This is a genomic window from Flavobacterium sp. 2755 (genome assembly GCF_031455715.1).
Taxonomy (GTDB): domain Bacteria; phylum Bacteroidota; class Bacteroidia; order Flavobacteriales; family Flavobacteriaceae; genus Flavobacterium.
Window position 1 is genome coordinate 179,901 of sequence record NZ_JAVDTG010000004.1, and the last position, 25,051, is coordinate 204,951.

The 25,051-nt window shown below is 32.7% G+C and carries 26 protein-coding genes; 20 read left to right on the forward strand and 6 right to left on the reverse strand.

Annotation, left to right across the window (positions count from 1 at the left end):
• Nucleotides 1–136: 136 nt before the first annotated feature.
• Both J2Y38_RS11080 and J2Y38_RS11085 read left to right on the forward strand, forming a co-directional pair.
• Nucleotides 137–574, forward strand: coding sequence for a GNAT family N-acetyltransferase (locus J2Y38_RS11080; protein WP_309842339.1), 438 nt, complete (start codon nt 137–139; stop codon nt 572–574).
• 29 nt (nt 575–603) lie between these two features.
• The gene (locus tag J2Y38_RS11085) at nt 604–894 is read left to right on the forward strand and encodes a DUF1272 domain-containing protein (RefSeq protein WP_309842342.1); all 291 of its coding nucleotides are present in this window, start codon (nt 604–606) and stop codon (nt 892–894) included.
• Nucleotides 895–964: 70 nt separating this feature from the next.
• Here J2Y38_RS11085 and J2Y38_RS11090 read toward each other — a convergent pair whose 3' ends face one another.
• Complete coding sequence (locus J2Y38_RS11090) at nt 965–1,276, reverse strand: helix-turn-helix domain-containing protein (RefSeq protein WP_309842345.1); 312 nt, start codon at nt 1,274–1,276, stop codon at nt 965–967.
• A 138-nt stretch (nt 1,277–1,414) separates the two neighbouring features.
• Between J2Y38_RS11090 and J2Y38_RS11095 the strand changes: the two genes are divergently transcribed.
• From J2Y38_RS11095 to J2Y38_RS11165, 15 genes are all read left to right on the forward strand, one after another.
• Nucleotides 1,415–1,588 carry a hypothetical protein gene (locus J2Y38_RS11095; RefSeq protein ID WP_309843013.1) on the forward strand — a complete coding sequence of 58 codons (174 nt, stop codon included), beginning with the start codon at nt 1,415–1,417 and terminating at the stop codon, nt 1,586–1,588.
• Nucleotides 1,557–2,420, forward strand: a complete 864-nt coding sequence (locus J2Y38_RS11100) for an alkene reductase (RefSeq protein WP_309843014.1) — start codon at nt 1,557–1,559, stop codon at nt 2,418–2,420. Before J2Y38_RS11095 ends, J2Y38_RS11100 begins: the two co-directional genes overlap by 32 nt.
• A gap of 55 nt (nt 2,421–2,475) precedes the next feature.
• Nucleotides 2,476–3,402: a ClpXP adapter SpxH family protein gene (locus J2Y38_RS11105; RefSeq protein WP_309842347.1), complete on the forward strand. Its 927-nt coding sequence runs from the start codon at nt 2,476–2,478 to the stop codon at nt 3,400–3,402.
• Between the two features lie 127 nt (nt 3,403–3,529).
• On the forward strand, nt 3,530–4,090 hold the full coding sequence (locus J2Y38_RS11110; protein WP_309842351.1) for a Crp/Fnr family transcriptional regulator: 561 nt from the start codon (nt 3,530–3,532) through the stop codon (nt 4,088–4,090).
• Nucleotides 4,091–4,173: 83 nt separating this feature from the next.
• Entirely contained in the window at nt 4,174–4,851 is a 678-nt protein-coding gene (locus tag J2Y38_RS11115) for a hypothetical protein (RefSeq protein ID WP_053470448.1), read from the forward strand.
• Nucleotides 4,851–5,174, forward strand: a complete 324-nt coding sequence (locus J2Y38_RS11120; RefSeq protein ID WP_309842354.1) for a hypothetical protein — start codon at nt 4,851–4,853, stop codon at nt 5,172–5,174. Before J2Y38_RS11115 ends, J2Y38_RS11120 begins: the two co-directional genes overlap by 1 nt.
• A gap of 8 nt (nt 5,175–5,182) precedes the next feature.
• On the forward strand, nt 5,183–5,986 hold the full coding sequence (locus J2Y38_RS11125; RefSeq protein ID WP_309842356.1) for a hypothetical protein: 804 nt from the start codon (nt 5,183–5,185) through the stop codon (nt 5,984–5,986).
• Between the two features lie 15 nt (nt 5,987–6,001).
• A complete protein-coding gene (locus tag J2Y38_RS11130; RefSeq protein ID WP_309842357.1) occupies nt 6,002–6,949 on the forward strand; it encodes an NADP-dependent oxidoreductase in 948 nt (315 codons plus the stop codon).
• Between the two features lie 17 nt (nt 6,950–6,966).
• Nucleotides 6,967–7,836, forward strand: a complete 870-nt coding sequence (locus tag J2Y38_RS11135) for a PhzF family phenazine biosynthesis protein (RefSeq protein WP_309842360.1) — start codon at nt 6,967–6,969, stop codon at nt 7,834–7,836.
• A 54-nt stretch (nt 7,837–7,890) separates the two neighbouring features.
• A complete protein-coding gene (locus tag J2Y38_RS11140; protein ID WP_309842362.1) occupies nt 7,891–8,709 on the forward strand; it encodes a LytTR family DNA-binding domain-containing protein in 819 nt (272 codons plus the stop codon).
• A gap of 323 nt (nt 8,710–9,032) precedes the next feature.
• Nucleotides 9,033–11,417, forward strand: coding sequence for a TonB-dependent receptor (locus J2Y38_RS11145; RefSeq protein WP_309842365.1), 2,385 nt, complete (start codon nt 9,033–9,035; stop codon nt 11,415–11,417).
• Nucleotides 11,418–11,428: 11 nt separating this feature from the next.
• On the forward strand, nt 11,429–12,247 hold the full coding sequence (locus tag J2Y38_RS11150) for a DUF4249 family protein (RefSeq protein ID WP_309842368.1): 819 nt from the start codon (nt 11,429–11,431) through the stop codon (nt 12,245–12,247).
• A gap of 62 nt (nt 12,248–12,309) precedes the next feature.
• Entirely contained in the window at nt 12,310–12,720 is a 411-nt protein-coding gene (locus J2Y38_RS11155; RefSeq protein ID WP_309842371.1) for a hypothetical protein, read from the forward strand.
• Nucleotides 12,721–12,735: 15 nt separating this feature from the next.
• A complete protein-coding gene (locus tag J2Y38_RS11160) occupies nt 12,736–13,146 on the forward strand; it encodes a DUF4345 family protein (RefSeq protein ID WP_309842373.1) in 411 nt (136 codons plus the stop codon).
• A gap of 304 nt (nt 13,147–13,450) precedes the next feature.
• Nucleotides 13,451–13,837 carry a secretion protein gene (locus J2Y38_RS11165; protein ID WP_309842376.1) on the forward strand — a complete coding sequence of 129 codons (387 nt, stop codon included), beginning with the start codon at nt 13,451–13,453 and terminating at the stop codon, nt 13,835–13,837.
• A gap of 73 nt (nt 13,838–13,910) precedes the next feature.
• Here J2Y38_RS11165 and J2Y38_RS11170 read toward each other — a convergent pair whose 3' ends face one another.
• The 5 genes from J2Y38_RS11170 to ppk1 all read right to left on the reverse strand — a co-directional run bounded on the left by J2Y38_RS11170 (nt 13,911) and on the right by ppk1 (nt 19,462).
• Complete coding sequence (locus J2Y38_RS11170) at nt 13,911–14,099, reverse strand: hypothetical protein (protein WP_309842377.1); 189 nt, start codon at nt 14,097–14,099, stop codon at nt 13,911–13,913.
• 429 nt (nt 14,100–14,528) lie between these two features.
• Nucleotides 14,529–14,714, reverse strand: coding sequence for a hypothetical protein (locus tag J2Y38_RS11175; protein ID WP_309842378.1), 186 nt, complete (start codon nt 14,712–14,714; stop codon nt 14,529–14,531).
• A 100-nt stretch (nt 14,715–14,814) separates the two neighbouring features.
• On the reverse strand, nt 14,815–16,362 hold the full coding sequence (locus tag J2Y38_RS11180) for a vitamin K epoxide reductase family protein (protein WP_309842380.1): 1,548 nt from the start codon (nt 16,360–16,362) through the stop codon (nt 14,815–14,817).
• A 466-nt stretch (nt 16,363–16,828) separates the two neighbouring features.
• The gene (locus J2Y38_RS11185) at nt 16,829–17,239 is read right to left on the reverse strand and encodes a hypothetical protein (RefSeq protein ID WP_309842382.1); all 411 of its coding nucleotides are present in this window, start codon (nt 17,237–17,239) and stop codon (nt 16,829–16,831) included.
• 204 nt (nt 17,240–17,443) lie between these two features.
• Nucleotides 17,444–19,462 carry a polyphosphate kinase 1 gene (gene ppk1, locus J2Y38_RS11190; protein WP_309842385.1) on the reverse strand — a complete coding sequence of 673 codons (2,019 nt, stop codon included), beginning with the start codon at nt 19,460–19,462 and terminating at the stop codon, nt 17,444–17,446.
• 455 nt (nt 19,463–19,917) lie between these two features.
• Between ppk1 and J2Y38_RS11195 the strand changes: the two genes are divergently transcribed.
• The 3 genes from J2Y38_RS11195 (at nt 19,918) to J2Y38_RS11205 (ending at nt 24,971) form a co-directional block, all read left to right on the forward strand.
• The gene (locus J2Y38_RS11195; protein WP_309842387.1) at nt 19,918–21,219 is read left to right on the forward strand and encodes a hypothetical protein; all 1,302 of its coding nucleotides are present in this window, start codon (nt 19,918–19,920) and stop codon (nt 21,217–21,219) included.
• A 211-nt stretch (nt 21,220–21,430) separates the two neighbouring features.
• Nucleotides 21,431–22,300, forward strand: coding sequence for a formate dehydrogenase accessory sulfurtransferase FdhD (gene fdhD / locus J2Y38_RS11200; RefSeq protein ID WP_309842390.1), 870 nt, complete (start codon nt 21,431–21,433; stop codon nt 22,298–22,300).
• A 301-nt stretch (nt 22,301–22,601) separates the two neighbouring features.
• The gene (locus J2Y38_RS11205) at nt 22,602–24,971 is read left to right on the forward strand and encodes an FdhF/YdeP family oxidoreductase (protein WP_309842392.1); all 2,370 of its coding nucleotides are present in this window, start codon (nt 22,602–22,604) and stop codon (nt 24,969–24,971) included.
• The last annotated feature ends 80 nt before the right edge of the window (nt 24,972–25,051 follow it).

A 25,051-nucleotide genomic window follows, 5' to 3' on the forward strand; every position in this document is an offset into this window, starting at 1 on the left:
AAATTATGTTTTTTATTTCATTATGTGATGTTTTCTTTTAAACTAATATTTGGTGCGATTGCCTGATATTCTTAACAAATGTGAACGAAAAGCATGTATTGCACTTCTAATTTTGTATCTAATTAAAATTAAAAACATGAGCAAATTATTATATCGAAAAGCATTAGAAACAGATATTGAGTATCTGCTCCAGCTTCGCAAAGAAACAATGAGCGAACATTTAATCAATTCCGGGATTATTTCTAATGATGAAGATCAGTTATTGCGAATTAATTATCTTTTTGACCAAGCCAAAATTGTAATGCTGAACAATCAAAATGTTGGTCTTTTAAAACTAGATGAAAAAGAAAACAGAATTGAAATTGTACAAATTCAAATTGATCCCAAATTCCAGAAAAAAGGGCTTGGACAGCAAATTATCGAAGAAGTTATCAAAAATGCTTTAGCCGAAAAGAAGGAATTAGTTTTAAGCGTATTAAAAGCAAATCCGGCCAAAGAATTATATGAAAGACTGGGATTTAAAATAATCGGCGAAGATGAATTTTCGTTTATGATGTTGTTTAATTTACATTAAAGAAGACTATAACTTTAAAATCAAACATTATGTTAGAAATAAGAACCAATTGCGAGCATTGTAACAAAGCTTTGCCAAACGATAGTTCAGAAGCAATGATATGCAGTTTTGAGTGTACGTTTTGCAGCGACTGCGTAACAAATGTATTAGAAAATGTCTGCCCGAATTGCGGCGGTGGTTTTGAAAAAAGGCCGACACGTCCGGCGCTTTCTCTCATAAAAAATCCTGTAAAAACAGAAATAATCCTAAAACCTGTTGATTTGGAAATGTTTGAAGCTTTAAAGCAAAAAAATAAAAATATTGATCCAAGAAAACGTTAGATCATAATTGGTAGTAAATCGGGACATTAGTTTTGTTCCGATTTTTTTATTTTTAGAAAAAATTCTATTGTTATAAAAAACGCTCTAATTGATAGAAAACTGCGGTAAGTTCTTTTCCCTTTTCTGTCAATTCATATTCTACATGAAGCGGTTTCAGCTTAATTACTTTTCTTTCGAGTAAACCATCATGTTCCATTTCTTTTAATGAAGAAGCGATTGATTGTTTATTTGAACCTTCAATTTCTCGCAAAAGACTACTAAATCGAACCGTATTATCGACCACCAAGCGAAAAATTTGCGGTTTCCACTTTCCTGTAAAAAGCTTTAAAACCTCTTCGGCTGGGCAGTTATCGATTTTATCTTCAATTTTTTTAGTAGTCATAAATTTTTGACTTATTGTGTAATATAAATTGTTGCTGGAACTTTGCGTAAAATTATTTAAAATAAATGAATTATGAATACTGAAAAACTTTTTAGTGCTTTAGATTTTAACGGTCTAAAACTAAACAATAGAATTGTAATGGCTCCTATGACACGATCAAGAGCGATTAATAATGTTCCGAATGATTTAATGGCTTTGTATTATGAACTAAAGAGCAACAGCCGGATTATTAATTACCGAAGGCACTGCAACATCGGCAAATGCTTTAGGATATGCAAGAATTCCCGGAATCTACAATCAGGAACAAATTGAAGGCTGGAAAAAAACAACAAACGCGGTACACAAAAAAGGCGGAAAGATTTTTACACAGCTTATGCATGTGGGAAGAATTGCTCATAAAGATAATCTTCCTGCCAACGGAATAATTGTAGCGCCGTCTGCAATTTCTGCAGAAACCGATATGTGGACAGATGCTAACGGAATGCAAAAAACAGAAACGCCAAAAAAACTATCTCATGATGAGATTCAAAACCTGATTCAGGAATTTGTTCAGGCGGCTCAAAATGCAATTGAAGCAGGATTTGACGGCGTAGAAATTCACAGCGCAAACGGTTATTTATTAGAGCAGTTTTTAAATCCAAATTCAAATGTAAGAACGGATGAATATGGCGGAAGTGTTGAAAACAGAAGCCGTTTCATTTTAGAAATTACAAAAGCTGTTGTAGCAAGTATTGGTAAAAACAAAGTGGGAATCAGACTTTCGCCATACGGAACTTTTAACACGATGCCGGTTTATGATGAAATCTTTAAAACATATGATTATTTGTCTGCCGAACTAAACAAATTAGATATCGCTTATTTACATCTAATTGATTATGCGGCAAGAGCATCTGAAGAAGGTTTGAACTTAATTCAAAAAATAAGAACCAATTTCAGCAACGCCTTGATTTTAAATGGCGGTTATACAAAAGAAAGAGCTCAGTTTGGTTTAGAAAATGATAAAGCCGATTTAATTTCTTTTGGTTCGAGCTTTATTTCAAACCCGAATTTACCTTATAAATTAGAAAATAATCTGGAATTGACTCCGGCAGATCCAAGCACTTTTTATATGCCAGATGAAAAAGGATATACGGATTATGTATAAGTTAATCTTAATCGCATCATTCCTATTTATTAATTGTAACAGTCAAAATTCAAAAATGAAACAAGAAAACAACAATCCGCTTTTATGCGATCCTGAAAGCGGAATCTGCGAAATGCCTTCGTACCAGAAAAATCAAGAAGACGAAATAAAAACTGAAACTGAAAAACCTATCAAAATAGTTTATTTTACTGATCCTATTTGTTCTTCGTGCTGGGGAATTGAACCTCAATTGCGAAAACTGAAATTAGAATATGGGACTAATTTTGAAATCGAATACCGCATGGGCGGACTTTTAAAAGACTGGTCGTACAACAGCGGCGGAATAAGTAAACCAAGCGATGTTGCGCATCATTGGGACGAAGTAAGTTTGTATTATGAAATGCCAATTGACGGCGATGTTTGGCTTGAAGATCCGTTAGCGTCTTCCTACCCTGCTTCTATCGCTTTTAAAGCCGCTCAAATACAAAACAAAGAAAAGGCAATTCAGTATTTAAGAAGAATCAGAGAAATGGTTTTTCTGGAGAAGAAGAACATTGCGAAGTTTGAAATACTTCAACAAGCCGCTTTAGAAGTTGGTTTAGATACCGAAAAATTCAAAACCGATTATGAAGGAACGGCAAAGGAATTATTTAATGAGGATTTAGAAGTGACCAAGAAATATGGCGTACGAGGGTTTCCAACTTTATTTTTAAGCAATCAAAAAGATAATCAACTTGTAATTAATGGTTTTCAGCCTTATCAAAATTTTGAAAATGCCATTTTACAATTATATCCAAATGCTGAAAAAACAGGCATCAATAATGGTTACAGCTATTTGTTTGGAAAATATGCAACATTGACAACTAAAGAATATGCTGTTTTAAGCAATCAATCAACTCGTGAGGCCGAAAAATTTTTAGGCGAATTGGCACATCAGAATAAATTAAAAAAGATCCCTTCAAAAAATGGAAACTTATGGCAGTTAAAAAATTCTGATAATTAAACCGAATTTCTATCAACCCTAATGAAACAGCCGCATCGCTGCAGCATGCCGGCTTAACATTGGGAAATTAAATGCTGTTTTATTTTCTGTATTAGTTTTTTTACCTTTGAAATATAAATCCACTAACATGTACGACCAACTGATAAAAAAGATAAAAACCATTCATTCTTTTACAGATAAGGAGATTGATTTTTTTATCAGCAAACTTAAGGAACGCTTTATTCCAAAAGGAGAACATTTCCTGATGGAAGGTCAAGTCAGCAGACATTTAGGTTTTATTGTTTCGGGAATTGGAATGCATTACAGGAATTATGAAGGCGTAGAAATTCCGACTGATTTTACTGTTGAAAATGAATGGCTGGGTTATTTAAACAGCTTTACAAACAAAACAGTTTCTGATATGAATATCAAAGTATTAGAAGATACACAGCTGCTTCTTTTGTCAGCAGAAGATTTTGAAACCGTCTATATGTTTCAACCCAAATTTATGATCTTAAAAGATTATTATACCGAACTTTCTTTTATCAGTAATACGCGCCACACAGCCGATCTTGCGATGCTTGACGCCAAACAGCGCTATTATAAATTCATGAAAGAAAAAGCAGATCTTGCCAATCGTGTTCCCCAATATTATATTGCTGCCTATTTAGGAATTAAACCTCAATCACTCAGCAGAATACGAAAATAAACCTACTGTTTTTTATTAACAAATGTGAACGAAACTGTTCGCTGTAGCTGCCAATTTTGCATCATAATTTTTATACTAAATTAATGATGGAAAATTTTAAAAAACAACTACTAAAAACAATAGTCGTAATAACGGCTGTAGTAAGTCACACCAATGCACAAACACAAGACTGGAAAACCGAGAAAAGAGTTAATCTTCTTTTTGGAGTAGCCCAAACGGCGATAGCAAAAGGAATAAATGTTGAAGGAAACTATATTCACAATCGTTTTATTTTTGATTATTCCCATGGCGCTTCTCTTGAGTTTACAGGCAACCTGCTGCCTGACGATTTAAAAAACCAACATCTTGCCGTTCACGAACCCTGGACAACCGGATTTGGTATTGGTTACAGAATTAAGGAATGGATCAACATTCGCGTTGAACCAAAATGGCACAAATTTGAGTTTTATTACGAAGGCGATCCGCAGACTAAAAGCAACGAAATTACTTCTTACAACACATTCAGCCTCGGATTAGGAGTTTATGGCAGTTATCTTCCGTTTAAAAAGAAAGACAATTTCCTAAAAGGATTTATCATTTCACCAAGCGTTAGATTCTGGCCAACTGTAAGTTCAAGTTTAAAAGGCGGCGAATTTATTTATCAGAATAGAGAAACGGGTAAAGTTGAAGAAATAAAAACGCTTGATCCCGGAACAAAATTTACACCGCTTGTAGTGAATGTCAGCATTGGATATTCTTTTCAACTAAACAAAAAAAGATAATGGCACCTGAAATTAAAGCCATTGTTTTCAAAACACCGCTGCTTAAGGCAACAAAGCTCTTTTTTGAAAATATTGGCTTTCAAATCAAAGAAACTTCTTTGATGCATTTTGTAATTTATTCTAAAAACTTACGACTGGTTTTTCTTAAATCAGAAAGGGATTTTGAAATAGAATTATACACCAATGAAAAAGAAAGTTCTGAAAAATGTTTAAGCGAAAAGTGTGATGAACATTCTTTTGAAACATCAGAAGACCCAAACGGAATAAAAATGGTAAGGATTTTTAATCATCAGAAAAAGAAAATAACACAAAGTAAAAATTGAAATTAATCATGAAAACATATGCCATAATTTCAGTATTGCTGTTTCTGTCGGGGTTTGCGAAAACCGAACCCAAATGGAAGACTGTTGAACAGCAAAATTATACCGTTTATTATACTCCACTGGACGAATCAAATCATTTAGAATATGTAAATCTATTTGAAAAAGGCGTACAATCTGTAGAACATTTTTGGGAGAACCCGTTTAAAAATCATTTTGATATTTATGTTCATCCCAACAGACAATCTATTGACAGTACTTGGCAAAAGGATTGGAAAATGCCTGATTTTAAATCAGAATGCTGGATGGCAGCCAGCGGAGATGCTGTAAAACTGAATATTATTTCTCCTAAATTATGGGACAAAGAAACCTGCGAACATTCTTATTCTAACTCAATTAAAACGCAGCAGCTTATTACACATGAACTTTTTCATGTATTTCACGGACAATTAAATGCAAGTCCTGATTTTAGTAACGTTGAAGGAATTGATTGGTTTGTAGAAGGTTTGGCAACTTATGCTTCTGGACAATGTGATGCAGCACGAATAGCTGAAATAAAAAAACTTATTGCTGAAAACAAAACGCCTAATAATCTGGATAGTTTTTGGACAGGAAAAATGAAATACGGTTTATCCGGATCGATGGTTATGTATATCGATACTAAGTACGGAAGAAAAAAACTGAAAGCACTTTTAGTTTTCAGCAAAAAATCTGAAATACTTCAATCTCTTAAAATTACAGAAAGTGATTTGCTGCATAACTGGTCAAAATACATGACCAATTATGACATTCAGCAACAACCATTTATAAAATAAATAAAAAAATAAAACATGAAAGCAATAGTATTAGACGGTTTTGGAGAAGTTGAGAATTTTAAAATTAAAGAAACTCCCCGTCCTCAAATCCGCGAAAAAGAAGTATTACTAAAAGTTAAAGCATTCAGCATAAATCCTGTTGATATTAAAACACGAAAAGGCGCTTCACTTGCGAGTGAATTAGCTAAAAATCAACCTGTTATATTAGGATGGGACGTTTCAGGAATTGTGGAAGAAGTGGGTTCTGAAGTGACCAATTTTAAAGTTGGTGACGAAGTATTTGGAATGATCAATTTTCCGGGAGTTGGAAATGCTTACGCCGAATATGTTACCGCTCCTGCCGGACATTTAGCGATAAAACCCGCAAACATAAGTCATGAAGAAGCCGCAGCCAGTACTTTGGCCGCATTAACGGCGTGGCAGGCTTTTACCTTTTTTGGAAAATTAAAAAAGGATGATAAAGTTTTAATTCATGCGGCGGCTGGCGGTGTGGGACATTATGCGGTTCAAATTGCCAAACATTTTGGTGCGTATGTTATTGGAACTTCTTCTGAAAAAAATAAAGATTTTGTTTTAAAATTAGGAGCTGATGAACATATCGATTATAAAAACACTAGGTTTGAAGATGTAGTTTCTGATGTTGATTTCGTTTTGGAAACTATTGGTTATGATAACTTTGGACGTTCTGTTGATATTGTAAAACCAACTGGAACTATTATTAATTTGCCATCGGGATTATCTGAAGAAGTAAAAGAAAAAGCCTTAAAAAAAGGTATAAATGTCAATTTTATGATGCTTGTTTTTTCTGATCCTGAAGACATGAAAAGTATCGCATCGCTTTTAGAAAAAGGAATTGTAAAAGCACACGTTTCAAAAATATTCGATTTCGAAGACATTCAGTCCGCACATACGCAGGTTGAAAGCGGAACGACTGCAGGGAAAATTGTTGTTAGAGTATCTTAATTTAAAAAATACATAAAATGAAATATCATCACGTTGACGTTTTTTCAGATAAACCATTTTCGGGAAATGGACTGACAATTTTTATCAATGAAAATCCTCTGGAGAAATCTTTTATGCAGATTATTACGCAGGAAATGAGACAATTTGAAAGTATCTTTTTAAACCAAATAAACTCCGATACTTTTCGCGCTCATATTTTTACAATGGAAGAAGAATTGGATTTTGCGGGACATCCCATAATTGGAGCAGCCGCAATTGTTCATGATTTATATTCTAAAGATGCGTCAGAAAGCAAAGTCAATTTTCAGCTGAATGAAAAGTTAGTTACGGTAAAAACGGTAAAGCATAAAAATCATTATTCCGCGCAAATGAATCAGGGAAAACCGGAATTCAGAAATATTCTAAGTAAAGAAGAGGAAGAAACTTTTTTAAGTTATTTTAATCTTTTACCAGAAGATAAATACGCGCATCAGCCTTTGCAGGTAATATCGACAGGACTTCCCTATTTGATAATTCCTGTACAATCAAAATCTTTAGCCAAAGTAAAAGTCACAATAACGGATTTAGAAGAAAAACTGCAAGAAGTAAATGCGAAGTTTTTCTATGTTTTAGATACTGAAAATCTGGAAGGAAGAACCTGGGACAATTTTGGTTTGGTCGAAGATATTGCCACAGGAAGTGCGGCGGGACCAGCGGGCGCCTATTTAGTGGAGAATAAATTGATAAATATTGATACGGAAATTATACTAAATCAGGGAAGTTTTTTAGGAAGACCCAGTGAAATGAAAGTAATAGTAAAGGGAAATAATGTGAAAGAAAGTGAAATTTATGTGGAAGGTAATGTTTACAAAATAGCCATTGGAGAGTTGTTTCAATCAGATATATAATTGAAAAATAAGATGTTTCGTCAATTTTAGTACTTTTACATCAAATCTAAGTTTATGAGCATTTGGAAAGATAAATACATCCCGATATTTCTTGTATTGATCCCAATATGCAAGCTGATAAATTTCTTTATCACTTTTTCTGAAGTAACGTATAACTCTGCTTTGGCTGTGGCTTTTGTAATTGACATCATACAAGGATATTTGTGCTGGATGGTCATTCACATAATCATCAAAAAGATGGAAAAGAAACAAAGTTCAGTTCACTTTTCTATAGCTCAATTTTTAAAACAGCTTTTGTTTACTTCGCTTGGAGCAGTTATAACCGCAGTTATTGTTCCCGATGGAAGTATTTTGATTACAGGTAAAAGATACACGAATTCTGATGGAAGTTTTTTAATTCATGACTTAATCACATTTCTGATTTGGATATTACTGATCAATTTCATTTATGTCTTTTTAAGATATTATGATGTCTGGAAAAAAGTAGAAGAAAACCTATTGTTAGAAAAAACCTTAAAAACTGAAGGTCTTACCATTAAAATTGGCGACAAGAATATTAAAGTTGCTTTAACGGATATTCATGGTTTTTATGTAGAAAACGGTTTTACGTTTCTTATTAATTCTAGTTTTAAAACTTTTATTGTCGAAAGTTCTCTGGATAAACTGGAAGAAAGACTGCCCGAACGTTACTTTTTTAGGGTAAACAGAAAATTTATTCTGCACAGAAATGCTATTGTTTCTTTCAAAAGAATAGAAGATAATAAATTATTGATTACAACTTTGTCGGAAAAACCCCTTCCGATAGAACTTTCTATGAGCCGTTTGAAAGCGCCTGCTTTTAAAAAATGGTTCGAGCTCGATACTGCGCTTTAATTAGCTGACATTTCAACCCCAATATTGCTACACTTCAACTTTTGTTCGAGGTGAAATTCACTACACTTCAACTTTAAACCCTTGTTATCGCTAGGATTGCGGTTTCTTGTGCCAATATCTTTGCCAAAAATATTTAACCATTAAAAATCAAAATAATTTAACGCAGGAAATCATGGTATAACAAATTAGGAGTTTCAATCATCAATCAATCACGTATTCAAAACAAGCTTTTAGTCTTTTTTAATCAATCATAAAAAGCTTGTTGCAAATATAATTTCAAATGCAGCTTGTGGATGCTGCAGAATCAAATAAATCAATATCTAATGAAAATTACAAAACAATTATTTTTCAAATTACTATTTCTGATGGCGTTTGCATGGAATGCGTCGGCACAGGAAAAGGTTACATTAAGCGGAACTATTTCCGACGACGCAAATAATGAAACACTCATTGGCGTAAACATTTACATTAAAGAACTTAAAACAGGAATCGTTACTAACGAATATGGATTTTATTCTATTTCGGTTCCAAAAGGAAAGTATGAACTTCAAGTAAGTTATATCGGTTATAAAACGATAATTCAAAACATTGCTTTAAATGCTTCCATTAAAAAGAATATAGCCCTGGAAAGTGACAGCGAACAATTGCAGGAAGTCGTAATTAACAGCAATGATAAAAGTACGATTACCAACATCAGAAAACCTGAAATGAGTACCAATAAACTTACGATTCAGGAAATTAAAAAAATGCCTGCCGTTTTAGGCGAAGTCGATGTTTTGAAATCGGTATTACAATTGCCGGGCGTTACCAATTCTGGAGAAGGATCAAACGGATTTAACGTTCGCGGCGGTTCAACAGATCAGAATTTAATTTTACTGGACGAAGCAACGGTTTACAATTCATCTCACGTTTTTGGTTTCTTTTCTGTTTTCAATTCAGATGCCATTAAAGATATCAAATTGTACAAAGGCGGAATTCCTGCAAAATACGGCGGACGCGTTTCTTCTGTTCTTGATATTTATCAAAAAGACGGAAACAGCAACGAGTTTCATATGAATGGCGGTATCGGTTTAATTTCAAGCAGGTTAATGGCCGAAGGTCCAATTACAAAAGGCAGAGGATCATTTTTAGTTGCCGGTAGAGGTTCATACGCTCATTTATTCATGAAATTATCTGACAACAAAAACTCGGCTTATTTTTATGATTTAAATGCAAAATTAAGCTACAAACTGAGCGATAACAATACTTTATTTGCGTCTGGATATTTTGGAAGAGATACTTTTAAAATCAGCGAAGATTTTAGTAATACTTACGGAAACTCGATTTTTAATTTGAGATGGAACCATTTATTTTCAGATAAGTTATTTTCTAATTTATCGGTAATCTACAGCGATTATGATTATGGTTTGGATTTACCTTCGGAAGGGCTTACGTGGAAATCAGGAATTAAAAATTATAATTTTAAATATGATTTTAAACATTACGCATCAGATAAATTAAAATTGACTTATGGTGTAAACGCAATGTTTTATGCCTTTAATCCCGGAACTGTCAGTCCTTTTGGTTCATCTTCCGGAATTAATTTCAAGCAATTGGATAAAAAATATGCTGCAGAACCTTCGATTTATATTCAGGCAGAACAGGAACTTACAGATAGATTATCGGTAAACTACGGACTGCGTTATAATATGTTTTACAGAATTGCCGAAACAGAAAATATTTATGCCAATGATCAGGCCGTAGTTTTTAATGATGCGATGCAAATTTATCAAAGTGCAACTCCAATAAGTGTAAAAAATCACGATGGCGGAGAAGTTATTGCAAGTTTTGACAATCTGGAACCGCGTGTTGCTGTGGCGTATCAATTATCTGAAAACGAATCGTTTAAAGCGAGTTACAACAGAATGAGCCAATATCTGCATTTGATTTCAAATACGACATCGGCAACACCGCTTGATGTTTGGGCTCCGAGTGATAAATTCATCAAACCGGAAATATTAGATCAGGTTGCTTTTGGATATTTCAAAAACTTAAAAGATGGCGCGTATTCTCTTGAAGCAGAGACTTTTTACAAACGAAGCAAAAACCGTATCGATTATATTGACGGCGGTGATTTAATTGCCAACAATGCTATTGAACAAGTGGTACTTACAGGAAAATCAAGATCGTATGGTTTAGAACTTTTGGTTCGAAAAAACACAGGTAAATTAACTGGTTTTGCTTCTTATACGCTTTCAAGATCAGAACAGCAGACGCCGGGAAGAACAGAAAATGAAACCGGAATTAATAATGGTGAATGGTACCGTTCAAGCTATGATAAACTGCATAATCTTTCGGTTACGGGTGCGTATCAGTTTACACAGAAATGGTCTTTCGGAGGAATTTTCGCCCTGCAGTCAGGAAGAGCGGCGACTTTCCCTAACGGACAATATTCTTATGGAGGAATGGTAGTTCCTACTTTCGAAGGAAGAAATAAAAGCAATTTTGCGGCTTACCATCATTTGGACCTTTCGGCAACTTATATTCCTAAACCGGATAAAACAAAAGGATGGCAGAGCGAATGGGTGTTTAGTGTTTACAATATCTATAACAGAGCAAATGCGGCTTCGATGTCTTTCCGTCAAAACGAAACTTCGGGAGCAAATGAAGCAGTTAAAATGTCCATTTTCGGAATCATTCCGAGTGTTACGTACAACTTTAAATTCTAAAAATAAACAAAATGAAAAAACTAAAATATATAGCAATTTTACTGGTAACTCTAATCGCTGCCAGCTGCGAGGATGTTGTTGATGTAAAATTAGATACAGCTCCGCCAAAATTAGTCATCGACGCTTCTATCAATTGGTTTAAAGGCACTAATGGAAGTGTTCAGAAAATCAAATTATCGACCACAACCGGTTTTTATGATACTGAAATTCCAACAGTTTCGGGAGCAGTTGTTCAGATAAAAAATAGTGCGAATACTATTTTCAGCTTTGTTGAAACGCCTAATACGGGAGAATATATCTGCAGCAATTTTACACCGGTAATTGGTGAAACGTATGAACTGACGGTTGTAACTAATGGTGAAACGTATACGGCTGTTGAAAAAATGAAGGGAGTTCCTAACATTGATCGTATCGAACAAAAAGATGATGCCGGATTCTCTGGAGATGAAATTGAAGTGAAATTTTACTTTAAGGACAATGCCAATGAAGCTAATAATTACATGACAACTTTTGAAACTGATATTGTCGTTTATCCTTATTACTCGGTTTTTGATGATGAATTTTTTCAGGGAAATGAAAGTTATGGTTCTTATACGCATCAGGATTTAGCACCCGGAAATGAGATGAAAATGGCGCTTTACGGAATTTCTAAAGATTACCTTAATTACATGAACATTTTGTTGAGTGCCTCTCAGGATCAATACGGTCCGTGGTCGACAACGCCAACCAATGTGAGAGGAAATTTTATCAATCATACTGATTCTAAAAACTTTGCTTTAGGTTATTTCCGCCTTTCTGAAGTGGATAAAAGAGATTATACTATTCAGTAAATTATTTAATACAGGAATCCTTCAGTATTTAAAGAAGGATTCCTGTATAAATAGCTGCAAACATGGAAACTATTCGTAAAAACCTGCTGAGAATTCACGGCGTATTATTAATCTTAATTGGAATATCTGTCGCCATAAATACAACGGTTGGTGTTCATTTTAATCGAGGCCCTTATCATTTTCTTTACACCAACAAACTTGCTTTTATTGGCTTATTTCAGGCTTATTTATTAGTCGTTTTAATTGGTATTGTTTTATGGTTAGGCTCTCAAAAGAAAAACAGGAAAAAGTGGAATCGCATTGGCTGTCTTTTCCATTTTTTTATCCTGATTTTATATGTTCAATATTGGGATTTCTTTATCTCTTTATATGAAGAAGAAAAAACAACACTTATTAATTTCACCTTTCATCTTACTTTTTTTTCACTAGAACTCTGGGCGGGTTTCGCCAAATCAAAAAAAATACAGAATTAAACAATTTTACAACAAATGAAAAAAGCAGTTAAATTATTTCTAATCACAAACGGAATAATCTTAATTCTTCAATCTATGCTGCTTTTAATAAAACCATCAGCATTTAGAATAACAGAATGCATAATACCTGAAAGTCCAAATCTGGTCGAAATAATGACGCTGTACGGCGGACTAAAACTGGGCTTGGGTTTTTTTTCTTTTTGGAGTGCGTTTAATACTAAAAGGTATAAAATGGCACTTTCAATATTTACTTTTATTTATTTTATCACGGAAATCACCAAACTTATTGGCATAATTCAATACGGAGACAAGGATCTAAACAAATTAATAGCAATGGCTGCTAAAGTTGTTTGTGCATTTTCTGCATTCTACATTAATAAGGTTATTTTTTATTCGAAAAGAAAAATTGAGTCTCCTAATTTTTGATAGAAAAGAATATAAATAACTGATAATAAATCTTTTAAAACAGCTCATAAAATAAAACACAGGATATTTTCTTATTTATTGCATTTTTAAAAAATATTAATAATCTGACAATCAGCCGATTTTTTTTTAAGATGTACAAAAAGAACATTGAAGGATTGCATTTTTAACACATATTTTAGCAAAAACACTAAAACATCTGTAATTCAGTAATTTACATAATAAAAAATAAGTTTTTTTTGAATAAAACTGAATTTCTTTTCTAATTTTGCGCCACAATAATCTTTGACAATCAAGCCATTAAAAAATGACAAAATTTAGTAAAACAGTTTTAACTGATACCTTATTACTATCATCACTTTACACTTATGCTGATGAAGAAAAAGGAGACTACATTTTGATGATCGATACCGGAAACGGAAAAGTGGAAAGCTTTACTCTAGATGGTGCTGAAAACGCATCTTTTACTATATGTGATGAAAATCACAATTTAATTTACTCCGGAGAACCTGAAATAAACAAATTTGAAATATCAAAAACAATTAGTTTACAAGGTTATCCATCTGGAATTTATTTCTTAGAGATAATAGAAAATGGAAAAGTTGCAAAACACCAGATTAAAGTTACAGCTAAAAAAGAGAAAACACTACAATTAGACGAAAGTCTAAATCAAATCCCTTCTTTTAGTTTATAATCCCCTTTTTTGTCCCAACAAAATCTTCTAAACAGCTTCCTGAGCTGTTTTTTTGTTTTTGTCCAATTCGTAATCATTCATCTTCGGCTTTACTGATCATTTCTAAAACAATATCAATAACTAAAAGGGCTTTTAATCTGGTTCCGCAGCTCAAATAAATCCAGGTTCCCAAAGATTCATCTGCTGTAAACATGCAGGTAATTTGAGAAATATTAACGGTGTACTGTGTTAAATCATCGGTTCTGAATTGGATTGTTTTCATTTGTAGGGAATGTTTAGAAACATTAAAGTTATCTGATGTTATTCGTTTAACTTCAAAATTTTAATTATAATATTATTATAATTGTTTCAACGAATTATTAATAACTACGAGGAAAAAACTTATTATAATAGCTCATTAACACACTAATTATGAAGGAAATGTAAATTTATTTCTACTTGTAAGATTTAGATTCTTTTTATCGATTTAAAATAGTATTAAATGAAAAAGCAACCCTAAGGCTGCTTTATTTTAGGCTGTGATAATACTGTCAATAGTTGATTTTCTGGGGATGTAATAATGTAAAATAAGTCACTAACATATCAGATAGTTTATCGATTTGATGGGGACATACTTAATGCCAACAGGTTTTTTTGCATAAATATTTTCATAACCAAATATCATTCACTCGTTAACAGGAATTTTAAATTTCTATCCTGGACAGCTTAAGCCATTTTGTCTGCAAAGCTGTTCTCCAGTATCAGGATCAGGAGGACAACAAAAGTTACCCGGTTTTGGGCATACTCCAAGTACGCAAGCTAAACCACCTTTAATACTTCTTTTTTCATTTTTGGTTAATTCTACTGTACCGCTTAGGTCTAAAATTTTTCTTAACATAATACAAAGTTTTAAAAAATTAGTTAATACCTCAATCCGTTTAAAGACACTTGAAGTTTATGTCTATTCCTGCGCAAGAATTTTTTATATATTTTTATAATTAAATTACTTTTCTTAGACTTATTTCTTCTGATAAATCACTTAAAAAGTATTTCAATTCATTGATATCGTATTCACTAGGAAAGATTTTATCGTTCACAATTTTTACTGGTGTATAATTAAATTCATTTTCATGACACCAATCATACTGCATCTGGATTTGTAGATTTACTTTCATACTAATACGTTCCACATTCCATTTTTTAAGCCATTTATCTAATCCTATTTTTTCTATGTGCCAGTCTGAGATTGCGTTTAAAACCAAATCTTGATTTGTATTATTAATTTCTAATAATCGCTCTACAACAACTTTATATGGATTGTCGTTATTTTCGGGATTGATATTGAATAAAACGTGTAGAAATATTTTTTCAGGATAGCTGTTCAATAATTGTAAAGCCTCTTCAAAAGCTTTATGACAATATCCGCAGCTTGGACTTAAAATAATTAAAAGCCTGACATCTGCATCTTCATTTCCAAATTGTAAACCTTCTAGTTTATCTAAACCGTCTAAAACTGGAACTTCCTTTGATAAGTAGTTTAAAACATTATAATTTCTTTTGAATTTTTTCAAATTACTTGCTTCTTTTTCTGATTTCATTTTGCCCATTAAAACAGGTCTTATGCTTAACCAGAAAGTAGTTATTAGTATTATTGAAAATAAGTATGAAAAAAGACTGGATGAACTGTAAATAAAAGTCTGTTTCATAAAAATCCAAACAGTGCTTTGAAGAATTATTAGAAAAGAAATAGCCAAACATAATAAGCACCATTTTTTAAGCTGCCATTTTTGTATCCAAATAGAATATGCTATTACCGGAAGAGATACTAAACTTAAAAACCCAATTATACCACTTGAGCTGTTAGTATTGAATAACGATAGTAAATTGATCCCAAAAAACAGTATCGGAAGATCTGAAAAATTAACCCATTTATTAATGTTTCCTTTATCTGAACTAATTACAGAATCACAGGATGCATTAGGATTCAGGTTACAGAATTTAGATACCATTTCGTTTTTTACACCCAGTTTTTCCTGAACTATAAAAACGCTGAAAATTAAGCCTGTAATTGAGGTTAGCAGCAGCATAATTTCGCCCCAGCCAAAATTTTTATAAAATGAAGAAACTATTATTAAAGCAAGAACTGAAATACCATAATACAGCCAATTTAGATTTGTTTTTAAGTTTATCTTACCAGAAGTTTCATTAGGTTCTACAACTACTACAATTCCATCCCAGTCCTGAGCAAATTCATCAAATGAAAGACTTTTTTTTCCTTCATTTTCTGAATCGATTTGTACTATATTTTCATTTTTGGCAGCCAACACAACATTCTGTTTATATACCGCCAAAAAAGTATCGGGTAATTCAATAAACTGCTCTTTTTGAATTTTAACTGCAACATTTTCTATAGATAATAAATCTAAAGTATCGGTAATTGCAAATAGACTTGGGAAATCTGGATGAGATTGAAATAGATCTTCAAACTCGTGTTTTTTATCTGTAAAATTATTTATACTTAAATACTTTTGGACTAATCTTACCATATTTTATTGTGATATTATTTTCGTAAATGTAAATTAAATCTTTCAAATAAAATTTTATTTTAACAAAATAATTATTACTTTTTGGCATATTTTTTGATAATTTCACCAAATAAAATCAATAAAACCGATATTTTAATACCAAAAACAGCGTTTTGTTAACATAAATAAATTGTTGTTTTTACATTTAATTTTGGGAATTAATCTTCAAAATAGAAATTAAAAACATAATATTTCTGTTAAAAAAATTGCTTTGAATCTTTTTCTAAAGCTGGAAAGACTTAAAATATTTAAGTGATTTTTTTTAACAGAATACTTCAAAGTTTTAAAACATAAAAAAACCTCGCTGATCGCGAGGTTTTTTTATATACTTTGTGTTCACGAGCAAGATGCTCGCGCCAGCAGGGGATTTTCTGGGAATTTAATAATATAGAATCAGTTGTTGACAAATTTCTAAATATGCTTTTTTTTAGGGCAAGAAAGGGAACTCTTCGGAGAGCGGGGCATTATTTAATGGCGGAGTTTGTATGAAAACTTTCCATAACAATAGTATTTCTTTAAAATCAGTTAAGGGAATTTCTTTAATTAAAACCCCGTCTTTATTTTCAAATTTTGCTGTAGTATCAGTATACATTACCCTCATATTATCCATAAAAATATCTCTACAATAACCATCATCATAATACCCATCTGTAATTATGAAATTAATATCTTCTATTATATCTTCTACATCATCTTTATCAGTAAAGAAATAAAGAAAATAATTAAAAAGAGGGATCGATGCATTTTTATCATCTGCCTCTTTCGAATATTTTTGCCCAGTTGGGGTATTTATAATCGCATTTTCAAAAACTATATTATATTTTTCTAAAACTGTCATTTTTTTAATTTATAGTTGGATAAGAACCTTTGCAAAGTGTTCTTTATTATGCAACATGCTCCGCAAATGTCTCTGACTTTACGGTACTAAAAACAAATATATTTAAAAAACGTAAACGTTTCAAAAGTCTCTAACTTCAAAAACAAAAAGCCCAACTTTTCAGTCAGGCTTTTTCTCTATAAAAACAATATCTTCACTTAAACACTATTCCATATTACACTCCGCAAGCCAATCATAAATTTCCGTTTGCGCGCGTCTTGGTTCATCCGTAGTCAGAACCTCCAATTCATTATTTCCCTCACTATTTATGGTTCTTTTTTTTGTATTATCTTCCAGCTGCAATTGAATGATTGTATTAATTTCTTCAATGTGTTTTTCATCATACAATGGAAAAGCAACTTCAATCCTTCTGTTTAAATTTCGGCTTAACATATCTGCAGATGACAAATAGATTTTTTCCTCGCCATTATTTGCAAACTTGTAGATTCTGGAATGTTCTAGAAACATATCTACAATTCTGTAGATTTTTATATTCTCGCTTACATATTTTATTCCCGGCAATAAAGTGCAGATTCCGCGGACAATCAATGTTACTTCAACACCTGCCCTGCTTGCTTCAATAAGTTTGTCGATAATATCTTTTTCATCAACTCCGTTTACTTTTAAAAATACAGCAGCTTCTCCTCCGTCTTTTTTATTTTTTATTTCAGTATCTATTAATTCTAGTAATTTCTCTTTCATGTTAAAACCTGCGGCCAAAATATGTTTTGGTGCGCCAGTTTTTTTCTTGGTTTTTAAAAATGCAAAGACCTTTTTTAGATCATCTGTATATTTTTTTTCTGAGGTGAAAAATCCAAAATCAGAATAAATATTGGCGGTACTTTCATTGAAATTTCCCGTCGATAAATAATTATAGTATTTTTTATTGCCATATTTGTCTTTCATGGTCACCATTGCCACTTTTGCATGAACCTTTAAATTCGGCATGCTTTGAATGATTTTTATTCCGGCATTTTTCATTTCGCGGGACCAGAATAAATTATTGTATTCATCAAAACGTGCTTTGACTTCTACAAAAACAGTTACTTTTTTTCCGTTTTTAGCCGCACTTATCAAAGCATTTGCAATTAACGACTGCGATGAAATTCGGTATAAAGTGATTTTTATCTCCAGAACATTTCTGTTAATTGCCGCCTGATTAAAAAACTGAAGTACATAATAATACGATTGATACGGAAAGTGCAATAATTGATTTTTTTTATCAATAACTTCAAAAATAGATTTCTTGCTTTCAAATGGCAGATGTTTGAGACCCGGATAATTTTCTCCCTGAAGATTGGGTTTTACAGGATTTGGAAACTTGAATAAATCATACAAATTATGATGGCTTCCTCCTTTTATCATTTCATCTTTTTTAAGACGAAAAGTCTTTTTACATACCGAAAGTGTTTCAGCATCCATATTAGAATCATACAGAAATCTTGTCGACGAACCTCGTTTTCGCTCTTCAATTTTCGCTTCAATTTTCGCTATTAAATCTCCTGAATTTTCATCTTCTATCAAATAATTCTCATCCCGATTTAATTTTATAGCATTACAGGAAACCACTTTTCCCGAAGGAAATATAAGCGATAAACAATTCTTTATAATCGTATCAATCGAAATAATATAATGTGTATCTCCCTGACTTTGTAATTGTTTAAATCGGTCCAGTTTATCCGAAGGAATATTCAAATAAGCATAATTAAAGTTACCCGAAGTATCTTTTAATTTTACCAAAAAGTATAAACTGCGATTGTTTAAAAAATAAGTTTTAGGCTGATTTATTGAAATATAAATAACCTGAATATAAGAGAGAATAATGCTTTTAAAATAATACTCAATCTCCTCAAGATGCTCTTCAAGAAGCTCTTGATTTTCATAGTAAACAATATTATTAGCGGCTAATTCTGGCAGTATTGATTTCTTCCAAATTGCCCCGAATCTGTTTTGCTGGAGATTTACTTCGGCTAAAATTTTATTGAGTAATTCTGTGTTCTTTTTTGAATTTTTAGTAAGCAGTTTTCTGATTTTAACCCTGAAAAATTCATCTAAATTAGACGAATGAATGGCTAAAAACTTAATTCTTTCATATAACGAATTATTGGAATCATCGGCTTCATCCAAAATACAATTATTAAAAGAGAGCCACGAAATTTCTGAAGGTATAAGATGGTTTTGCACGTAAAAAATTGGTTTATACTTTTATTGATACTTGTAAATTTCAGCATTAATTATTTTAAAATATAAATGCAGATAGGCTGTTAACCATAATTTAATTTATTGGTAACATATCTTAATCTGCACAATTTCATAATAATAACTTATTCTGATATAGTGTTTTAGTTCCATTATATACCGCTTGAACCTAATCATTTTTACTGAGTTCAACAATTATAAATTCCTCCTTTTCCTATTAACTTTTTGTTAACCGTATTATAATACTGCTCCGATAGTACGATTTCTCTTTTAAGGTACTTACAAGTAGTAAGAATTATAATTCAAAACAATCCGTTCTATCGACAAAATTTTCAGAAAACAAAGCTGATTATTTTTTATTTCTCAGTTGGTTATTGCTATCAAATAATTTATAAAAATCATTGAATTTAAATATGTTATAAACCATTAAAACTAGAATTATGAAAAAACATAATCCAAAAAAGGTATTAAGTAAAGCCTTAATTATTATGCTGTCGGCCATTACATTCTCATGTCAGGATACGACATTAGAAGAAACCGAAAATTCTGCTGTTGCAAAAGAACAGCAAAATTTCAAAAAAATGAGTGTCTCAACAAGTTCTAATTTGGCAAGAAGATGGGCTCCAATTCATTACAAAGATGTAGACGCTACAGGGACTTATGCCGAAGGAGGAAAATCAGATTATCTTACTGCAATTAACTACGACAACGACTGGAATGCCGAAAACAACTGGAACAACCTTCCTGCTTATGCTAATTCTTTAGCGGCACATTGTTACTATTCAGTGGTAGAATCAAATACACATTGGTTTATTACTTATGCTTTTTTCTCTCCACGCGATTGGACAGATAATCCGTTTTTATACAATTTAGATCAGCATGAAAATGATTTAGAAGGTGTATTAATGATTGTAGAAAAAGATGGTTCAACTTATGGTTCTTTAAAAGGAGCGGTTACAGTTAGTCATTCAGATTTTTTCTCTTATGTACCATCTGGAAGTTCTTTTGTAAGCGGACTGGAAAGTGTTGATGGAACATTACAAATGAGAGATTATAACGGAGAATTGCATCCTATTACAGCACAAGATTCTAAAGGACACAGCCTTAAAGCATGGCCGCAGCACGATATAGATGGAGATGGAATTATCTACTATCCTTCGGCAAGTGGAACTGCACAAATACCATCTGATAATTATGACACTTACGTGGAATACAAACTTGTTGATATTTTTGAAACTGGAGGATTATGGGATCAACGATTCAATACTGAATTATTTTCTAGCCCGGGAGGAGGATTTAAAGGAAATGATTTTAAAACTGGCGGTGCTAATGCTCCGTGGGCGTGGAATGACGGAAATGATGCTATTGTACAAGGCGGAGAATTTGCAACAGATCCTGCAAAATTAGCCGATAATTATTTTGATGGCGTAGGCAATTTGTCACATATCTATACTGATAATAAATATAATAGTTCTGCCGGAGGCGTTGTTACAGTTTACCAAAATTGCAGCTATACAGGTTATGCAATTGCTTTGCCTGCGGGCGATTACACATTGGCTCAGCTAAAATCGTATGGTATTGCAAATGATGATTTATCTTCTGTTCGTTTAGAAAATGGATACAAAATTACATTCTACCAAAACGATAATTTTGGAGGAGAATCTGTTGTTGTAACAGGAAATAATAGCTGTTTAGGAAATTTTAATGATAAAGCTAGTTCTATAAAAATCAGCGCTATATAAACTGACTTTTTAGTTTAAATATGCAGACAAGAAGCTTAATTATTTTCTTGTCTGCATATCTTTTTTTGTTTTTATCCAAATCTCCAATTTCAATTAAAATGGCATAAATTATAGTAATTTAATTCCTTAAAAACGGTTTAATTACAAGCAGAAAAATCTTCTTATAAATCATTTTTTACTAATTTTACGTATCAACATTTAATGAATTTACATGGAAATGAATGATTTGGAATTAGTTTCCATTAAAGAGGTTTGTATTACAAAAGTGAACGGTTTTGAAAGTTCATCTTTATTAGACATTCTTTCTGTAGAAGAACCGCTTGAAATAAGAATTTCTTACGGCTCCGAAGCCGAAAAAATACACAAAAATATCTCGGTAACAATGCGTACGCCAGGCAATGATTTTGATCTTGCCATTGGATTTTTATTTACCGAAGGCATTATAACATCTTATCAGGATGTTAAAAAAGTTTATCACACCAATACAGATTGTTCCTTTCAAAAGAAAAATATTGTTCAGGTAGATTTAGTTGAAGATTTCATTCCGCATTTGATGTCGTCAGATCGGAATTTTTATACCACGTCCAGCTGCGGCGTTTGCGGAAAAAGTTCTATACAATCCATCAAAACAGTCAGTACTTTTAATCCATTAGACAATCCAAAACTAAATATCGCTGCACAAGTACTTTATCAATTATCAAACAAATTAAAAGCAGCTCAAAGTAGTTTTGCCGTTACTGGCGGTATTCATGCGTCGGGACTTTTTACTATTGAAGGCGATTTAGTTTTTTTACAGGAAGATGTTGGACGACATAATGCGCTGGACAAGCTAATTGGTAGTGCTTTAGCAAATAATTTACTTCCATTAAATAAGCATATTTTACTCCTTAGCGGAAGGGCTAGTTTTGAGTTAATTCAAAAAGCGGCAATGGCAGGTATATCCGTTGTTGTTGCCATTGGTGCGCCTTCGAGTCTTGCTGTAGAGTTGGCTAGAGAATTTAATATTACCCTTTTGGGTTTTCTTAAAGAAGATAGATTCAATATCTATAATTCCAATGATCAGGTTGTAATCAACTTCTAATAAAAATTAAAACAACAGTTAACCCGTTGGGTGTAATGCATAAAAAATAATAATTAAACACATAGAGACATAGATTTTATGTTTTTGAAAAAAGTAAATCAAAAAGAAACTAGTTTCTCACACATAGAGCTATGTCTATGTGTGTTAATGCAAGTGAAACGCCTTTCTTGAGTTCAATAATTCTATGTCTCTATGTGTTAAAAACAATTACACCCAACGGATATAAAAATTATTTCTATAACTGATATTAAAATCATAATTATTCCAGTTTCTGCGAATAAGCCAATTAAATGCAAAAGTCATGAAAGAAGATAAATCTCCAAAAGACATCAACGATAAAATTACAAAAGAACCAAATGCCGAAAATCCATATAAACTTTTAGATCTTAAGCTTACAAAAACAGGAAAATGGGCTGCCGGAGTTCCTGCTGTTATCTCAGCTTTTAGTGATCTTATTGAAGAAAAAACACTTGTTCGCGGGACAAAAGCTTTATTCAAGATGAATCAAAAAGGAGGTTTTGACTGTCCGAGCTGTGCATGGCCTGATCCCGATGATGAACGTTCGCCTTTGGGAGAATACTGCGAAAACGGAGTTAAAGCTTTAGCGGAAGAAGCAACTACCAAAAAAATCACAGCTGATTTTTTCAAACAAAATTCTGTCTACGATCTTGCCCAATTAGACGATTACCAAATTGGAAAAATGGGAAGATTAACCGAACCTATGTATCTTCCTAAAAATGGAATGCACTATGAACCTATAAGCTGGGATAATGCATTCACAAAAATAGCAGAACATCTCAACGCATTAGAATCGCCAGACGAAGCTGCTTTTTATACCTCAGGAAGAACGAGCAATGAAACATCATTTCTTTATCAGCTTTTTGCAAAAGAATTCGGAACCAATAATATGCCCGATTGTTCTAATATGTGTCATGAAACGTCAGGATCGGCTTTAAGAACTACAATCGGAATTGGAAAAGGAACTGTAACATTGGATGATTTTTATGATACAGATGTAATTGTAATTATTGGTCAAAATCCCGGAACAAACGCGCCAAGAATGCTGACTGCATTAGCAAAAGGTAAAAAAAACGGAGCAAAAATTATTGCCGTAAATCCGTTGCCGGAAGCGGGTTTAATGGGATTTCATAATCCGCAGGAAATTAACGGAATTATTGGAAACGGTGTCAAACTAGCCGATCTTTTTCTTCCGGTAAAAATAAATGGAGATATGGCGCTTTTAAAAGCCCTTGAAATCATATTATTGGAACTGGAAAATAAAAATCCCGGAAAAGTCTTTGATTATGATTTCATCAAAGAAAAAACTACCGGATATGAAGCTTTTCTAAAACAGTTTGATCATTATAATTTAGATGAACTTGTACAACTTTCAGGCGTTTCTAAAGAAGCACTTTATGAAGCTGCAGAAATCATCGCTTTCAAAAAACGAATCATTGTTTGCTGGGGAATGGGACTTACGCAGCAGCCAAACGGCGTAGAGATGATTAGAGAAATTCTTAATATTTTACTGCTTAAAGGAAGTATTGGCAAACCCGGCGCAGGCGTCTGCCCCGTTCGTGGTCATAGTAATGTTCAGGGAAACAGAACCATGATGATTGATGAAAAACCTACTAATGAGCAACTGGATCGTCTTCAGGCTTATTTTGGTTTTAATCCGCCTCGCAAACACGGATATGATGTTGTGAGAGCGATTAAAGCCATGAAAGAAGAAAAAGTAAAATTACTATTTTGCATGGGCGGAAATTTTCTATCGGCAACACCAGATACAACTTATACCGCAAGTGCTTTAAGAAAACTAAATTTAACTGTAAATGTATCTACAAAACTGAATCGCAGTCATTTGATTCATGGGCAAGAAGCTATTATATTACCTACTTTATCCCGAAGCGATATTGATGTTGTCAATGGTGAAGCACAATTTATAACCACCGAAAATTCAATGGGAGTTGTGCAATCGTCAAAAGGGATGCTCAAACCGGTATCTGATAATCTTATTAATGAAACTCAAATTGTATGTAAATTGGCTATGGCAACACTTGGAAATAAATCGGTTGTTGACTGGAAGCGTTATCATGACAGCTATGATGATGTGAGAGATGCTATTGAAAAATGTATTCCCGGTTTTGAGAATTATAATGAAAAAGTACGCCAAAAAGGAGGCTTTCATTTGCCTAATGCAGCACGCGATGGTAAATTTATTACTAAAGATTTTGGAGAACGTGCACCATTTACATTAACGGAAATTCCAAGAAACGAACTTGCTCCAGATGAATATATGATGGCAAGCACCCGAACACACGACCAGTTTAATACCACAATTTATGGTCTTGATGATCGTTACCGCGGTGTAAAAAATGAGCGCAGGGTAATATTTATGAACGAAAAAGATATTGCGCAGGCAGGATTTAAAGCTGGAGATAAGGTTGATTTATTTAATTATGATGATGATATCGAAAGAATTGCGCCTTTGTTTGTTATTGTTTCGTATCAAATTCCGGAGAAAAACACGGTTACTTATTTTCCAGAAACAAACGTTTTGGTTTCCGTTAATAATGTGGTTAAGGATAGTAATATGCCAGCCTCAAAATATGTAAAAATTAAAGTTAGAAAACACGATCCTAAAATTTATGAGAGAATAAATCGTTTGTAAAAATATAGGTGGCATGAGGCAGATTATCAATAGAGATTCTTGCTTTGAAAAGCGTTAAATCTATCTAAATAAACAAAAAT

Bases quoted from the DNA above. Each gene is read 5' to 3' on its own strand.
- J2Y38_RS11080 (WP_309842339.1), top strand. From the start codon at position 137: ATGAGCAAATTATTATATCGAAAAGCATTAGAAACAGATATTGAGTAT.
- J2Y38_RS11085 (WP_309842342.1), top strand. From the start codon at position 604: ATGTTAGAAATAAGAACCAATTGCGAGCATTGTAACAAAGCTTTGCCA.
- J2Y38_RS11090 (WP_309842345.1), bottom strand. From the start codon at position 1,276: ATGACTACTAAAAAAATTGAAGATAAAATCGATAACTGCCCAGCCGAA.
- J2Y38_RS11095 (WP_309843013.1), top strand. From the start codon at position 1,415: ATGGCTCCTATGACACGATCAAGAGCGATTAATAATGTTCCGAATGAT.
- J2Y38_RS11105 (WP_309842347.1), top strand. From the start codon at position 2,476: ATGAAACAAGAAAACAACAATCCGCTTTTATGCGATCCTGAAAGCGGA.
- J2Y38_RS11110 (WP_309842351.1), top strand. From the start codon at position 3,530: ATGTACGACCAACTGATAAAAAAGATAAAAACCATTCATTCTTTTACA.
- J2Y38_RS11115 (WP_053470448.1), top strand. From the start codon at position 4,174: ATGATGGAAAATTTTAAAAAACAACTACTAAAAACAATAGTCGTAATA.
- J2Y38_RS11120 (WP_309842354.1), top strand. From the start codon at position 4,851: ATGGCACCTGAAATTAAAGCCATTGTTTTCAAAACACCGCTGCTTAAG.
- J2Y38_RS11125 (WP_309842356.1), top strand. From the start codon at position 5,183: ATGAAAACATATGCCATAATTTCAGTATTGCTGTTTCTGTCGGGGTTT.
- J2Y38_RS11130 (WP_309842357.1), top strand. From the start codon at position 6,002: ATGAAAGCAATAGTATTAGACGGTTTTGGAGAAGTTGAGAATTTTAAA.
- J2Y38_RS11135 (WP_309842360.1), top strand. From the start codon at position 6,967: ATGAAATATCATCACGTTGACGTTTTTTCAGATAAACCATTTTCGGGA.
- J2Y38_RS11140 (WP_309842362.1), top strand. From the start codon at position 7,891: ATGAGCATTTGGAAAGATAAATACATCCCGATATTTCTTGTATTGATC.
- J2Y38_RS11145 (WP_309842365.1), top strand. From the start codon at position 9,033: ATGAAAATTACAAAACAATTATTTTTCAAATTACTATTTCTGATGGCG.
- J2Y38_RS11150 (WP_309842368.1), top strand. From the start codon at position 11,429: ATGAAAAAACTAAAATATATAGCAATTTTACTGGTAACTCTAATCGCT.
- J2Y38_RS11155 (WP_309842371.1), top strand. From the start codon at position 12,310: ATGGAAACTATTCGTAAAAACCTGCTGAGAATTCACGGCGTATTATTA.
- J2Y38_RS11160 (WP_309842373.1), top strand. From the start codon at position 12,736: ATGAAAAAAGCAGTTAAATTATTTCTAATCACAAACGGAATAATCTTA.
- J2Y38_RS11165 (WP_309842376.1), top strand. From the start codon at position 13,451: ATGACAAAATTTAGTAAAACAGTTTTAACTGATACCTTATTACTATCA.
- J2Y38_RS11170 (WP_309842377.1), bottom strand. From the start codon at position 14,099: ATGAAAACAATCCAATTCAGAACCGATGATTTAACACAGTACACCGTT.
- J2Y38_RS11175 (WP_309842378.1), bottom strand. From the start codon at position 14,714: ATGTTAAGAAAAATTTTAGACCTAAGCGGTACAGTAGAATTAACCAAA.
- J2Y38_RS11180 (WP_309842380.1), bottom strand. From the start codon at position 16,362: ATGGTAAGATTAGTCCAAAAGTATTTAAGTATAAATAATTTTACAGAT.
- J2Y38_RS11185 (WP_309842382.1), bottom strand. From the start codon at position 17,239: ATGACAGTTTTAGAAAAATATAATATAGTTTTTGAAAATGCGATTATA.
- J2Y38_RS11195 (WP_309842387.1), top strand. From the start codon at position 19,918: ATGAAAAAACATAATCCAAAAAAGGTATTAAGTAAAGCCTTAATTATT.
- fdhD (WP_309842390.1), top strand. From the start codon at position 21,431: ATGGAAATGAATGATTTGGAATTAGTTTCCATTAAAGAGGTTTGTATT.
- J2Y38_RS11205 (WP_309842392.1), top strand. From the start codon at position 22,602: ATGAAAGAAGATAAATCTCCAAAAGACATCAACGATAAAATTACAAAA.